Source organism: Aureimonas sp. ME7, assembly GCF_903970965.1.
Taxonomy (GTDB): Bacteria; Pseudomonadota; Alphaproteobacteria; order Rhizobiales; family Rhizobiaceae; genus Aureimonas.
This window is the reverse complement of record NZ_CAJCKW010000008.1, coordinates 1-13,566: the sequence shown is the minus strand read 5'-3', so window position 1 is coordinate 13,566 and position 13,566 is coordinate 1. Positions and strand designations below refer to the sequence as shown.

10 protein-coding genes and 1 tRNA gene are annotated in these 13,566 nt (G+C 67.5%); 5 read left to right on the top strand and 6 right to left on the bottom strand.

The genetic code is table 11. The features are described 5' to 3' along the window. Window positions 1-12: 12 nt before the first annotated feature. The 3 genes from H7A85_RS14210 to gltB form a co-directional block, all read right to left on the bottom strand. Entirely contained in the window at window positions 13-663 is a 651-nt protein-coding gene (locus tag H7A85_RS14210) for a ceramidase domain-containing protein (protein WP_182086618.1), read from the bottom strand. Window positions 664-722: 59 nt separating this feature from the next. After that, window positions 723-2,177: a glutamate synthase subunit beta gene (locus H7A85_RS14205; protein WP_182086617.1), complete on the bottom strand. Its 1,455-nt coding sequence runs from the start codon at window positions 2,175-2,177 to the stop codon at window positions 723-725. 239 nt (window positions 2,178-2,416) lie between these two features. Continuing rightward, on the bottom strand, window positions 2,417-7,135 hold the full coding sequence (gltB, locus tag H7A85_RS14200; protein WP_182086616.1) for a glutamate synthase large subunit: 4,719 nt from the start codon (window positions 7,133-7,135) through the stop codon (window positions 2,417-2,419). Between the two features lie 327 nt (window positions 7,136-7,462). Here gltB and H7A85_RS14195 point away from each other — a divergent pair, with 327 nt between their 5' ends. Then, window positions 7,463-8,512 carry a low specificity L-threonine aldolase gene (locus H7A85_RS14195; protein WP_182086615.1) on the top strand — a complete coding sequence of 350 codons (1,050 nt, stop codon included), beginning with the start codon at window positions 7,463-7,465 and terminating at the stop codon, window positions 8,510-8,512. 56 nt (window positions 8,513-8,568) lie between these two features. On the opposite strand, the gene H7A85_RS14190 is transcribed toward H7A85_RS14195, so the two are convergent. Next, window positions 8,569-9,033 carry an Hsp20 family protein gene (locus tag H7A85_RS14190; protein ID WP_182086614.1) on the bottom strand — a complete coding sequence of 155 codons (465 nt, stop codon included), beginning with the start codon at window positions 9,031-9,033 and terminating at the stop codon, window positions 8,569-8,571. Window positions 9,034-9,602: 569 nt separating this feature from the next. Here H7A85_RS14190 and H7A85_RS14185 point away from each other — a divergent pair. Then, on the top strand, window positions 9,603-10,655 hold the full coding sequence (locus tag H7A85_RS14185) for an alpha/beta hydrolase (protein WP_182086613.1): 1,053 nt from the start codon (window positions 9,603-9,605) through the stop codon (window positions 10,653-10,655). Here H7A85_RS14185 and hisN read toward each other — a convergent pair. Beyond that, complete coding sequence (hisN, locus tag H7A85_RS14180) at window positions 10,645-11,421, bottom strand: histidinol-phosphatase (RefSeq protein WP_210270262.1); 777 nt, start codon at window positions 11,419-11,421, stop codon at window positions 10,645-10,647. The genes H7A85_RS14185 and hisN overlap by 11 nt on opposite strands. 91 nt (window positions 11,422-11,512) lie before the next feature. Then, the gene (locus H7A85_RS14175) at window positions 11,513-12,415 is read right to left on the bottom strand and encodes an N-formylglutamate amidohydrolase (protein WP_244631198.1); all 903 of its coding nucleotides are present in this window, start codon (window positions 12,413-12,415) and stop codon (window positions 11,513-11,515) included. A 164-nt stretch (window positions 12,416-12,579) separates the two neighbouring features. Between H7A85_RS14175 and H7A85_RS14170 the strand changes: the two genes are divergently transcribed. The 3 genes from H7A85_RS14170 to H7A85_RS14160 form a co-directional block, all read left to right on the top strand. After that, complete coding sequence (locus H7A85_RS14170; protein WP_182086610.1) at window positions 12,580-12,948, top strand: response regulator; 369 nt, start codon at window positions 12,580-12,582, stop codon at window positions 12,946-12,948. Between the two features lie 72 nt (window positions 12,949-13,020). Then, window positions 13,021-13,095, top strand: a tRNA-Val gene (locus H7A85_RS14165). Window positions 13,096-13,222: 127 nt separating this feature from the next. Continuing rightward, the coding region (locus tag H7A85_RS14160) for a DNA cytosine methyltransferase (protein WP_182086609.1) at window positions 13,223-13,566 on the top strand (344 nt) is incomplete at its 3' end.

Sequence of the window (13,566 nt, the reverse complement as noted above, 5' to 3'; positions counted from 1 at the left end):
TTCTTGGCGCCTTCAAGCCTTCATGCGGGGAAAGCGGATCGCGGCCAGAAGACAGAGCGTCAGCGTCGCGGCGTTGAGGATGTGCCAGAGGAAATGGGTGCCGAGCGGCCAAGCGGCGCAGAGCGGGCCGTCTAGCGTGCGTAGGGTGAGCGAGACAGCGAACACGCCGGCCGCCAAGAGGAGCAGACGCCCGGCACCGCTCCCCCGCGATGCCAGCCACGCGCCGATGCCACCCAGCGCCAGAAGCGCCGGCAGATAGGATGCGGAGGAGCCGAGAAGCGGCTCGGCTAGACGCTCCACCCCTTGCGCCAGGGCGGCGAAGAGGATCGTGCCGGCCATAGTGGCCACCGCATGCAGACGGAGGAAGCGATAAAGCGCCAGGCCGAAGAAGCCATAGATGAAGACGGCGATCGGCAGGACGTCGGCGATGAGCGACCAGCCGTTGGCAAAGGTGTGGAAGAGGAAGGAGCCGGTCCCGATCACCGCGACGAGCGCGATCAGGAAGAGGCTGGCGCCGTCGTGCCCGCCCCGCCGGCGCCATTCTCGATACGCCAGGGCGGCGCCGACGAGAAAGGCGAGGTTGGAGACGGCGTTGACCGGCTCCGACCAGAAGCCGGCATCCACGCGCTCGCAATAGGCGTCGATCGTCCCGAACCAGTCCATATCGCCTCCCGCATCAAGACGAGAGGCGAACTAGCGCCCGGAAGCGCTCGCGAAAGATGTCAGCGCGGCAGCGTCGTCTGCCCGGTGAGGGCGAGATCGATGGCGTGGGCGGCCTGGCGCCCTTCGCGGATCGCCCAGACCACGAGCGACTGGCCGCGGCGCACGTCGCCGGCGGCGTAGACGCCCTCAATCGAGGTCGCATAGGACTTGTCGTCGGCCTTCACCGAGACGTTGCCGCGCGAGTCGGCCTTCAGCGCCAGGGTCTCGCCGGCTTCCGCCAGAATGCCGTCGGTGAACGGGCCGGCGAAGCCGATGGCGATGAAGGCGAGATCGGCGCGGATAACGAACTCGGTGCCGGGGATCGGCTTGCGGCGCTCGTCCACCTCGGCGCATTTGACGCCGGTCAGCTGGCCGTCCTCGCCGATGAATTCGAGCGTCGCCACCTGGAACTCGCGCACCGCGCCCTCGGCCTGGGAGGAGGACACGCGCATCTTGGTCGCCCAATAGGGCCAGACCTCAAGCTTGTTCTCGGTCCGGGGCGGCTGGGGGCGGATGTCGAGCTGGGTGACCTTGACGGCACCCTGGCGGAAGGCCGTGCCGACGCAGTCGGACGCCGTGTCGCCGCCGCCGACGACGACAACATGCTTGGCGCCTGCCCAGATCTCGCCGGAGTTCCAGCCGGCGCTCGCCACCGGCTCGCCGCCGACGCGCCGGTTCTGCTGGACGAGATAGGGCATCGCGTCGTGGATGCCTTCGAGGCCGTTGGTCGGAATGCCGGCCTCGCGCGGGCGCTCGGCGCCGCCGCAGTAGAGAACGGCGTCGAACTCGTCCTGCAATTCGGCGAGCGGCTTTTCCTTGCCGACATGGACGCCGTAATGGAAGGTGACGCCCTCGCCTTCCATCTGTTCGACGCGCTTGTCGATCCAGTGCTTTTCCATCTTGAAGTCGGGAATGCCGTAGCGCAGCAAGCCGCCAGCGCGGCTTTCGCGCTCGAAGACATGGACCTCATGGCCCGCGCGGCCGAGCTGCTGGGCGGCGGCAAGGCCGGCCGGGCCCGAGCCGATCACGGCGACGCGCTTGCCGGTCTGCGTCTCGGCCGGCTGCGGCTTGATAAGGCCGAGCTTGTAGGCTTTGTCGGCTATCGCCTGTTCCACCGTCTTGATGGAGACCGGCGCGTCCTCGAGGTTCAGGGTGCAAGCTTCCTCGCACGGGGCGGGGCAGATGCGGCCGGTGAATTCGGGAAAGTTGTTGGTGGAATGGAGGTTGCGGATCGCCCCTTCCCAGTCGCCGGAATAAACGAGATCGTTCCAGTCCGGGATCTGGTTGTGGACGGGGCAGCCGGTCGGGCCGTGGCAGAAGGGGATGCCGCAATCCATGCAGCGCGCCGCCTGCTTGCCGACCTCCTCGTCCGACATCGGCAAGGTGAACTCGCGGAAATGGCGAATTCGGTCGGAGGCCGGCTGATATTTCGCCGTCTGGCGGTCGATCTCGAGAAAGCCCGTCACCTTGCCCATAGCACCCTCCGTCTTCCGTCCACGCCTATCCAGACGAGACGTGTCCGTCCGCGGCGCGACGTCGGCCGGTCGCTCCATGGCCCCGGTCGCGATCATCGTCGCCTTACACCAAATTCCGCGAAAGTAGAACGCGTCCAATCTTCGCGAGCTCGCGCGGCGGGGTCAGCGCACGCCGGGTGTCCGGCGTTCGCCTGCAGTCCGTCCGCTGCCGACCGTCCCCGGGTCGGCGCGCCGTCGCCTTATTCGGCGGCGACGCCCATGCGCATGCGCTCCATCTCCTGAAGCGCCCGGCGATATTCCACCGGCATGACCTTCACGAATTTGGGCCGGTAGGTTTCCCAGTGCTCCAGCATCTCCTTCGCCCGGGTCGAGCCCGTGTGTTCGAGATGGTTGGAGATCAGACGGTAAAGCCGCTCGTCGTCGTGCCCCGTCATGTTGGACGAAACGTCGACGCGCCCCTTGTGCTGGAGGTCGCCGCCGTGGTGGTGCAGCTTCTCCAGGAGGTCGTCCTCCTCGGGCACCGGCTCCAGCTCGACCATGGCCATGTTGCAGCGGTTGGCGAAGTTGCCTTCCGGGTCGTAGACATAGGCGATGCCGCCGGACATACCGGCCGCGAAGTTGCGGCCCGTGTGCCCGAGAATGACGACGATGCCGCCCGTCATGTACTCGCAGCCATGGTCGCCGACGCCCTCGACGACGGCGATGGCGCCCGAGTTGCGCACGGCGAAGCGCTCGCCCGCCACGCCCCGGAAGTAGCACTCGCCCCCGATCGCCCCGTAGAGCACCGTGTTGCCGACGATGATCGACTCTTCGGCGACGATGCGCGTGTTGGGACGCGGGCGCACGATGATCTTGCCGCCCGACAGGCCCTTGCCGACATAGTCGTTGCCGTCGCCGACGAGATCGAAGGTGACGCCCTTGGCGAGGAACGCGCCGAAGCTCTGGCCAGCGGTGCCCGTCAGCTTCACCCGTATCGTGTCCTCGGCCAGACCCTTGTGGCCGAAGCGCTTGGCGACCTCGCCCGACAGCATGGCGCCGGCCGAACGGTCGACGCTGGCGATCGGGGTCTCGATCTCGACCTGCTGGCGCGTGGTGAGCGCGACCTCGGCCTTTTCGATCAGGCGGCGGTCGAGAACGTCGTGGATCGGATGCTCCTGGCGCTTGGTCCAGAAAGTTTCCTCCGGTGCCGCTTCCGGCTTGAAGAACATTCTGGAGAAGTCGAGGCCCTTGGCCTTCCAGTGGTCGATCAGCTCGCGCTTGTCCAGGCGCTCGGAGCGCCCGACGAGTTCGGCCACCGAGCGAAGGCCCATCGCGGCAAGAATCTCGCGCACCTCTTCCGCAACGAAGAAGAAGAAGTTGATGACGTGCTCGGGCGTGCCCTTGAAGCGCTTGCGAAGGACCGGGTCCTGCGTGGCGACGCCGACGGGGCAGGTGTTGAGGTGGCACTTGCGCATCATGATGCAGCCGGCCGCGATCAGCGGGCCCGTCGAGAATCCGAACTCGTCGGCGCCCAGCAGCGCGCCGATCACGACGTCGCGGCCCGACCGAAGCCCGCCGTCGACCTGGAGGGCGATGCGCGAGCGAAGGCCGTTGAGCACCAGCGTCTGCTGCGTTTCGGCAAGACCCATCTCCCAAGGACTACCGGCATGCTTGATGGAGGTGAGCGGCGAAGCGCCCGTGCCCCCGTCGTAGCCCGACACGATGATGTGGTCGGCGCGCGCCTTGGCAACGCCCGCCGCGACCGTGCCGACGCCGACTTCCGAGACGAGCTTTACCGAAATGTCGGCCGCCGGATTGACGTTCTTCAGGTCGTAGATGAGCTGCGCCAGATCCTCGATCGAGTAGATGTCGTGGTGCGGCGGGGGCGAGATCAGGCCGACGCCGGGCGTCGAGTGCCGCGTCTTGGCGATCGTCGCGTCCACCTTGTGGCCCGGCAGCTGGCCGCCCTCGCCGGGCTTGGCACCCTGCGCCACCTTGATCTGCAGCATGTCGGCGTTGACGAGATATTCCGTCGTCACGCCGAACCGTCCGCTCGCCACCTGCTTGATCGCCGAGCGTTCCGGGTTGGCAGAGCCGTCGGCGAGCCGGAGGTAGCGGTCCGGCTCCTCACCGCCCTCGCCCGTGTTCGACTTGCCGCCGATCCGGTTCATCGCGACGGCCAGCGTCGAATGCGCCTCGCGGCTGATCGAGCCGAAGCTCATCGCCCCGGTCGAGAAGCGCTTGACGATCTCGGCCGCCGGCTCGACCTCGTCGAGGGGAACGGGCGAGAGGCCGACGTCTTCGGCGAGGCGGATCTTGAACAGGCCGCGAATGGTCGAGTTGGCGACGGCCGACTCGTTCACGAGCGCGGCGTATTCCTTGTAGGTGTCGTAACTGTCGAGGCGCACGGCGTGCTGGAGCGTCGCCACCGCGTCCGGCGACCAGATGTGGCTTTCGCCGCGCATGCGGTAGGCGTATTCGCCGCCGACTTCGAGCGAGCGCGCCAGCACCGGATCGTCGGAGAAGGCGAGCGTGTGCCGCTCCACCGTTTCGCGCGCGACCTCGTCCAGCCCGACGCCTTCGATCGTCGTCGAGGTGCCGGCGAAATACTGCTTCACGAACTCGGACTTGAGGCCGATCGCGTCGAAGATCTGAGCGCCGCAATAGCTCTGATAGGTCGAGATGCCCATCTTGGACATGACCTTGAGGAGCCCCTTGCCGACCGACTTGATGAAGCGGCCGACCACTTCCTTGGCGTCGACCTCCGGCGGAAAGTCGCCGCGCGCATGCATGGCGATCAGCGTATCGAAGGCGAGATAGGGGTTGATCGCTTCCGCGCCGTAGCCGGCGAGACACGCGAAATGATGCACCTCGCGCGGCTCTCCCGATTCCACCACGAGGCCGGCGGCGGTGCGCAGGCCCTTGCGGATCAGGTGGTGGTGCACGGCGGCCGTCGCCAGCAGCGCAGGCAGCGGGATGCGGTCAGGCCCCATCTGGCGATCGGACAGGATGATGATGTTGTAGCCGCCGACGACGGCGGCTTCCGCGCGCTCGCACAGGCGCTCGACGGCGCCCGCCATCCCGGCCGCGCCCTGCTCCGACGGATAGGTCGTGTCCAGCGTCTTGGTGTCGAACCGGTCCTCGGTGTGGCCGATCGTGCGGATCTTTTCGAGGTCCGCGTTGGTCAGGATCGGCTGGCGCACTTCGAGCCGCTTGCGGCGCGAGGTGCCTTCGAGGTCGAGGATGTTGGGACGCGGGCCGATGAACGAGACGAGGCTCATCACCAGTTCCTCGCGGATCGGGTCGATCGGCGGATTGGTGACCTGCGCGAAGTTCTGCTTGAAATAGGTGTAGAGGAGCTTCGACTTCTCGGACATCGCCGAGATCGGCGTGTCGGTGCCCATCGAGCCGATGGCTTCCTGGCCGGTGGTGGCCATCGGCGCCATCAGGACACGCGTGTCCTCCTGGCTGTAGCCGAAGGCCTGCTGGCGATCCAGAAGCGAGACGTCGGCGCGCGATGCGCGCGGCTGCACCGGCTTCAGGTCCTCCAGAATCAGCTGGGTCGAGCGCAGCCAATCGCGATAGGGGTTGCCCCCCGCGATCTCGTTCTTGACCTCCTCGTCCGAGACGATCCGGCCCTTTTCGAGGTCGATCAGGAGCATGCGGCCCGGCTGGAGGCGCCACTTCTTGACGATCGTCTCCTCGGGAACGTCGAGCGTTCCCGCCTCGGAGGCGAGGATCACGAGATCGTCCGATGTGACGACGTAGCGCGCGGGGCGCAGGCCGTTGCGGTCCAGCGTCGCGCCGATCTGGCGCCCGTCCGTGAAGCACACGGAGGCCGGCCCGTCCCAAGGCTCCATCAGGGCGGCGTGGTACTCGTAGAAGGCGCGCCGCTCCGGGCTCATCTCCCGATTGCCGGACCAGGCCTCGGGGATCAGCATCATCATGGCGTGGGCGAGCGGGTAGCCGCCCTGCGTCAGGAATTCGAGCGCGTTGTCGAAGCAGGCGGTGTCCGACTGCCCCTCGTAGCTGATCGGCCAGAGCTTGGAGATGTCGTTGCCGAAGAGCTCGGAATCGACCGAGGCCTGGCGCGCCGCCATCCAGTTGACGTTGCCGCGCAGCGTGTTGATCTCGCCGTTGTGCGCCACCATCCGGTAGGGGTGGGCGAGGCGCCAGGACGGGAACGTGTTGGTGGAAAAGCGCTGGTGGACGAGCGCGATGGCCGAGGTGAAGCGCGGATCGCGCAGATCCCGGTAGTAGGCGCCGACCTGATAGCTCAGGAACATGCCCTTGTAGACGATCGTGCGCGACGAGAGCGACACGACGTAGAAGTCGGTATCGACCGACTGCGCTTCCGCATAGACCCGGTTCGAGACCACCTTGCGGATGATGTAGAGCTTGCGCTCGAAATCGTCGTCCGTGGTGGCAGATGCTGGGCGCGCGATGAAGACCTGCCGGTGGGCCGGCTCGGTGGCCGCGATTTCGGACGCCTTGGAGAGCGACGAATTGTCGACCGGCACGTCGCGCCAGCCCAGAACCGCGCAGCCTTCCTCGGCCGCCGCCTCTTCGAACAGCGCCTTGAAGTGGAGCCGGCGCGCCTCGTCCTGCGGCATGAACACGAAGCCGACGCCGTAGTGATCGGGCTCGGGCAGCTCGATGCCCTGTGCCGCCATTTCCTCGGCGAAGAAGGCGTGCGGAATCTGCACCAGCATGCCGGCGCCGTCGCCCATCAGCGGGTCGGCGCCCACCGCCCCGCGATGCTCGAGGTTATGAAGGATCTTCAGGCCCTTCTCGACGATCGAGTGGGACTTCTGGTTCTTCATATGCGCGATAAAGCCGACGCCGCAGGCATCGTGCTCGCGTGCGGGGTCGTAGAGACCCTGTGCCTCCGGCAGGCGGCGCGGTTTGACGGCGCCGATCGTGGTGTTCGCGGTCGTAATGGCCGCACCCTCGATGCTGAATGGCGTTTCGTTCGTCATTTCGCGTCTCCCTTTCGGAACGTCGCCCCTGAGAAGGGCGGCATGACATGGCGGGCAAGGTTTTGGCGCGCGGGTCCGACCGGAAAGTCGATCCCTCGCGCGCCGCGCATGCCCGAAACTCTGGTTTCGACCGACCGGCTCTCCCTGCCGGGCAATCCCTCCGGCCGCCGGGAACCCCGGAAGCCCATATAGGTCAGCACTACTGCCCTATTTCGCCGCTTATGACAGAATTGCTTTCGACCGGCAAGACCCGTTCTAACTTGGCTCCGTCCCGATCGCAAAGCCGGCGGCTTTGACGCACGCGCCCGCGCCGGGTTAGGGACCTTCATGATCTTCGCTTCCGACAACTGGTCCGGCGCCCATCCCGCCGTCACGCAATCCCTCGTCCGCCATGGCTCGGGCATGGCCGCCGCCTACGGCGCGAGCGACATCGACAAGGCGGTCGAGGCGCGCTTCAACGCCATCTTCGAGCGCGAGGTCGCCGTCTACTTCGTGGGAACGGGGACGGCCGCCAACTCCCTGTCGTTCGCGGCGGTAAACCGGCCGGGCGGCGTCGTCATGTGCCACCGCGAGGCGCATGTGGCGCAGGACGAGTGCGGCGCGCCCGAATTCTTCACGCATGGCGCGCGCATGGTGCCGGTGGACGGCGCATTCGGGCGGATGGAGCCGGCAGCCCTTCGCCGCGAGCTCGAACGCTTCCGCCCCGGCTTCGTGCATGCCGGCCAGCCGATGGCGGTCTCGCTCAGCCAGGCGACGGAAGCGGGAACGCTCTACGCATTGGACGAGGTGGCCGCCTTGAGCGAGATCGCGCACGAGCGCGGGCTCGCCTTCCACATGGACGGGGCGCGCTTCGCCAACGCGCTGGTGGCGACGAACGCCTCGCCCGCCGATATGACCTGGCGCGCGGGCGTCGACATCCTGAGCTTCGGGGCCACCAAGAACGGCTGCTGGTGCGCCGAGGCCGTGGTGTTCTTCGATCCGGCCAAGGCCGAGCAGTTTCCCTATATCCGCAAGCGCGGCGCCCAGCTCTTTTCCAAGACGCGCTTCATGGCCGCGCAGTTCGACGCCTATCTGGAGGACGGCCTGTGGCTGCGGCTCGCCGCCCATGCCAACGCGATGGCCGACGACCTGAGGGCGGGTCTTCGCCGCTCGCGCCATGCGCGCGAAGCCTGGGACACGCGCTCCAACGAGATCTTCGCCGTGGTGGAGGTGCCGGTGGCCGAGCGCCTGCGGGCGGAAGGGGCCACCTTCTACGACTGGAACGCGCCGCACGACCTGCCCGACCTCGTGGGCGAGGGCGAGCAGCTGATCCGCCTCGTGACCTCCTGGTCGAGCGAGGAAGCAGATGTCAGCCGCTTCTGCGATCTCATCGCCTGATACGAAAAACGGCGCCCCGAGGGGCGCCGTTCTCATTCAGGCTACGGCCCAGAAAATCAGGCGGCGTTCGCCTCGATCGTCTTGGTTTCGTTGCCATTGGCCGTCGCGATCGCGATCCGGCGCGGCTTCAGGGCCTCGGGCACGACGCGCTGGAGGTCGATGTGAAGGAGCCCGTTCTTCAGGCTCGCTCCCTTGACCTCGACATGCTCGGCCAGCTGGAAGCGGCGCTCGAAGGCGCGGCCCGCGATCCCGCGATACAGGAACTCGGAAGCCCCTGCCGCGTCCTCGCCCTTCTCGCCCTTCACGGTCAGCGCGTTCTCGCGCGACTCGATCGAAAGCTCGGTTTCCGAGAAGCCCGCCACCGCCATGGTGATGCGATAGGCGTTCTCGCCGGTGCGCTCGATATTGTAGGGCGGGTAGCTCTGCGCGTTCTCGGCCGTGCCGGCGGCATCCAGCATCGAGAAGAGCCGGTCGAAGCCGACGGTGGAGCGGTAAAGCGGGGCAAAATCGAACTGACGCATGGTTTTGTTCTCCATCAGAAGCAACGGTTTTCAGCGTTTGGCCGGACCGGGCTTTCGAGTGACCCCGCAAGCAAGCGGCGGCCTTGACCGGTCGGACCAGCGACCCCGCCAGGCGGCGATCGCAAGGCTGAGATGGGTGCATCAAAGAGTGGCTTCAAGCGATCCTCGCGGCATCCTTTCTCAAAATATTCGCCCTCGCCCCTCAACGGCTTGCAGCCTGGGATTCGTCTGAACGGCAGATGAACGCGCCCTTCCGCCGCCGTTCACCTGGCGCCCCGTAGGTTCGCCCCATCGACCGGACAGTCGCGGCGTCCCGTCGATGGGGATAAGGCGCCGAGCCCTCTCCCGGAGGGGCGAGCGCTTGCCCCTTTCCCATCTCGCGAACGGCCGAGGGCGTCCCGTCCCTTCCGTCCCGGCCGCTTGGGGTCGAGAGCCTCGATATGGGGCTCTCGACCTCGACCCCTTCCTTTAGCGCCCCTGCCAAGCCTTCAACCCGCCGCCGTTGTGAGCTAGATCGAAAGCCGTCCGGCGCGAACGCTCGTGCCCCTCGCCCGCCCCACGGAGGCGCCGTGCCCGATCCGCTTGACGCCTTCGCCTCCATCGAGGCCAACCCCATGCCGGCGGGCCTCGAAACCGGCTTTCTCGATCTCGGCCGGGGCGTGCGCCTGCGCTACGCCGTCGGCCGCGGGCCCGCCGAGATGACGAGCCGGGGCACCGTGATCCTGCTTCAGGGGCGCAACGAGGCGATCGAGAAGTATTTCGAGACGATCGGCGATCTCAACCGGTTGGGCTTCACCGTCGCCACGTTCGACTGGCGCGGCCAGGGCGGATCGGGCCGGCTCGGACCCTGGCCCCGTGTCGGGCATCTCCCGCGGTTCGCCCTTCTGGAGGGCGACCTTCACCGCTTCCTCGCCGACGTGGTGCTGGACCGCTGCCCCGGCCCCTATGCCGTGCTCGCCCATTCCATGGGAGGCCTCGTGGCGCTCACCGCAACGCGCATCCTGTCGCCGCATGTGGAGCGCATGGCGCTGATCGCGCCGCTCGTCGCCCTTCCCGGCTCCCCGGCCCTCCGGCGTGCGCAAGGGCTGGTGGCGGGTCTTCTCCACGGGTGCGGCCTCGGCTTCCTGCCGGTGCGCAGGGCCCGGCGCGTCGGCCCCGGTTCGAGCCTTGGCGGAAACGCGCTGACGAGCGACGGCGGCCGCTTCGAGCGCAACCGCGCGCTTCAGGACGCCGCGCCCCACCTCTTCGTGGACGCCCTGTCGGCCTCCTGGCTGCGCGCCGTCCTCAAGGCCTCGCGCCGCCTCGACGATTCCGATCGGATCGCCGCCTTGGACCTGCCCGCCCTGTTTCTCCTGCCCGGCGACGACCGCGTGGTGTCGACGCCGGCGGCCGAGCGCCTCGCCTGGCGCATGCGATCGGGCCATTCCATCCGTCTACCCGGCGCCCGGCACGAACTCCTGCAGGAGGCGGACGCCTTTCGCGAGCCGGCGTTGGCGGCGATCGAGGCCTTCTTCGCCGGCGCGCTGCCGAAAGCCGACCCTCTGCCGAGGGTCGACGAATCGCTGCTGGAGCGCGCGGTCGCCGCCGAGGCAACGCCCGCGACCGAGCCCCTCAGCCGTTGAGAATGCGCAGCGCCGCCTCGTGCAGGGCAGGCGTTGCGGCCGCGACGATGTCGCCGCCGTTTTCCGGGCGATCGCCGGAGAAGGTGGTGACGATGCCCCCCGCCCGCTCCACGATCGGCGTGAGGGCGACGATGTCGTAGGGCTGGAGGCCCGGCTCGACGCACAGGTCGACATGGCCCGCCGCGAGCATCGCGAAGGCATAGCAGTCGGCGCCGAAGCGCGTCAGCCGCGTCTGGTCGCTGAGCGCCTGGAAGCGCTCCTTCAAGGATCCGCGGAACAGCTCGGGCGCCGAGGAGAACACGGTCGCCTGCGCCAGCGCGCCGACGTCGCGCACCCGAAGGCGCGTTTCGCCCATCGGCCCGTCGGCAAACGCCCCCTCGCCCGTCGCCCAGAACCGCTCGCGCGTATAGGGCTGGCTCATGATGCCGATCTCGGCGCGCCCGCGCACCGTCAGCCCGATCAGCGTACCCCAGACGGGAAGGCCGCAGATGAAGGGGCGCGTGCCGTCCACCGGGTCGATCACCCAGAGATGGTCGCCCGAGCCCGAGCGGCCGAACTCTTCGCCGAGGATCGCGTGGGTCGGGTATTCCGCCTCGATCAGAGCGCGGATCGCGCGCTCGGCCTCGCGGTCGGCTTCCGTCACCGGGTCGAAGGAAACGCCCTCCTTGGGCTTGGAATCGACCTGGAGCGCGGTGCGGAAGCGCGGCAGCGTTTCGCGGGCGGCGGCCTCGGCGAGACGAAACAGGAAGGCGGCATCGGGAAGCATGGACATGGGGCGGGCGGTCTCCGTGAGCGCGGGACCCTTCTATGAACGCCGCCCCGCCGCTTGGCGAGGCCCCCATGCCCGTCCGGGCGCCCTATTCGGCTGCGGCCGGGCGCTGGAGCTCGGCCTCGACCTCGGCCGAGAAGCAGGCGACGAACTCCCACAGGACGCGCCGGAAATCGCCGAAGGCCTGGTGCGGCAGGAAGTTGCGCTCGTCGGCATAGAGCGCCCGGTTGATCTCGAGCTGGATCGCATGGACCCCGGAGCGCGGCCGGCCGTATCGCTCGGTGATGAAGCCGCCGGCATAGGGCTTGTTGCGCGTCACATCGAGACCGAGCGCGGCGAGGCGGTGCGTCACCATGGAAACGTAGTGGTGCGAGGCGCTGGTGCCGAAGCGATCGCCGACCACGATGTCGGCCTTCGGCCCGCCGGGAAGCGGGCGCACGGAAGACGGCATGGAATGGCAGTCGATCAGGATCGCGAGGCCGAAGCGGCGACGCGTCGTCTCGATCAGCGCTTCCAGCGTCTCGTGGAAGGGCATGTAGATCCCCTCGATCCGCTCCAGCGCCTCCGCCGCCGGCAGCTTGCCGGCGTAGATCTCCTCGCGCTCGGCGACGATGCGCGGAATGGTGCCAAGCCCGCCGGCCACGCGCATGGAGGCCGAGTTGACGCGGGGCGGAAGCGCGCCCTCGAACATGGCCGGGTCGAGCTCGTAGGGCTCGCGGTTGACGTCGAGATAGGCGCGCGGAAACCGCGCCACGAGCATGGGAGCGCCGAGCGCAGGCACGAAGTCGAAGAGCTGATCGACGAAGAGGTCCTCCGAGCGCCGGATGGCGGAGGAGGAAAGCCGAGTCTGGGCGAGGAAGGGCGCGGGATAGGCGCGCCCGCTATGGGGCGAGCAGAACACGAAGGGCGTCGTCTGGCGCGCCGGCTCGAACACCTCGAAGGCGGGACAGGGGCCCGCCGCGGTTTGGAGGCTCGGTGCTCCGGCTGCCAAAATGCACGTCCCCTTTTCCACGTTTACGAAACCAAGGATGGGATCAATTCGGGCTCGATCCGCCCTTGAACATTCCATTTAGCCCTTGCTTAAGCAATCTGCTAAAAGGATCGTCTTGGACAAGGTTTCATGCCCGGCGGATGCGCCGCGGCTCGACGGATGCGATGATGTACAAGATCCTTTTGGCCGAAGACGACAACGACATGCGCCGCTTCCTGGCCAAGGCGCTGGAAAAGGCGGGCTACGAGGTCACCTCCTACGACAACGGCGGCTCGGCCTACGAGCGCCTGCGCGAGGAGCCCTTCTCGCTGCTCCTGACCGACATCGTGATGCCGGAGATGGACGGCATCGAGCTGGCGCGCCGCGCCACCGAGCTCGACCCCGATCTCAAGGTGATGTTCATCACGGGCTTTGCGGCCGTCGCGCTCAACCCGGACTCCAAGGCCCCGAAGGACGCCAAGATCCTGTCCAAGCCCTTCCACCTGCGCGAGCTCGTGGAAGAGGTCGGCAAGATGCTTCAGGACGCCGCCTGATTTTTTGACGGGGCCGCCCCGCATCGGGCTTGACCGCCCGATGCGCCTATGGTCTATGCCGCTTCGTCGAATGGGCGTGTAGCTCAGCGGGAGAGCACTACGTTGACATCGTAGGGGTCACAGGTTCAATCCCTGTCACGCCCACCATTCGATCCCCTGCAAACGCTGCCGTTTGGTACGCTCGCAACGTAGGGGTCTTTCGGTACACCGTACCAATCCCACGCCAAATTGCCTGCTTCGGCCTCGGCTCTGCCCTCTATGCTGGAGGTGCAGCATGAGCGGCCTTCGCACGCTAGACCTGTTCAGCGGGATTGGCGGCTTCGCTCTCGGCTTGGAACGAACCGGCGGCTTCAAGACCGCAGCCTTCTGCGAGGTGGCCGATTTCCCCCGCCGCGTTCTTGAGAAGCACTGGCCGGAGGTGCCCCGCTATGCCGACATCAGAGACCTTACGGCAACTCGACTTGTTCGCGACGGGATCACCGTGGATGTCGTATGCGGCGGCTTCCCCTGCCAGCCGTTCAGCACCGCATCTCGAGGTCGTCGCGTCGCCTTCGACTTCTGGCCCGAGATGTACCGTGTCGTCGGAGAACTGCGACCCGAATACGTCATCGCCGAGAA